The sequence below is a fragment of the Psychroserpens mesophilus genome, assembly GCF_050617655.1.
Classification (GTDB): Bacteria; Bacteroidota; Bacteroidia; order Flavobacteriales; family Flavobacteriaceae; genus Psychroserpens; species Psychroserpens mesophilus_A.
Window position 1 is genome coordinate 1 of sequence record NZ_JBODQC010000233.1, and the last position, 262, is coordinate 262.

The following is a 262-nucleotide window of genomic DNA, read 5'->3' on the forward strand; positions in this document are numbered from 1 at the left end:
CTCGTTTATAAAATCTTCCGCCCTGGCGGGGGGAGGCATGATGCTCGGCTTCAGCTGGCTCGCCTCCTGCAAGGACGAGGCCGCCCGGGAAGCTGCCCTGGCCATGCCCGACGAGTGGTTTGAAATCAACGGTTTCCTCAAGATTGGCGACAACGGGGTGGTGACCATCATGTCGCCCAACCCGGAAATCGGGCAGAATGTCAAGACGGCCATGCCGATGATCGTCGCAGACGAGTTGGATATTGATTGGGAACGCGTGATT

At 58.4% G+C, this 262-nt stretch carries 1 pseudogene; it reads left to right on the plus strand.

The annotated features are described in order from the left end of the window. Positions 1 to 262: pseudogene (locus tag ACRHNM_RS17085) on the plus strand (xanthine dehydrogenase family protein molybdopterin-binding subunit); the annotation flags it as partial.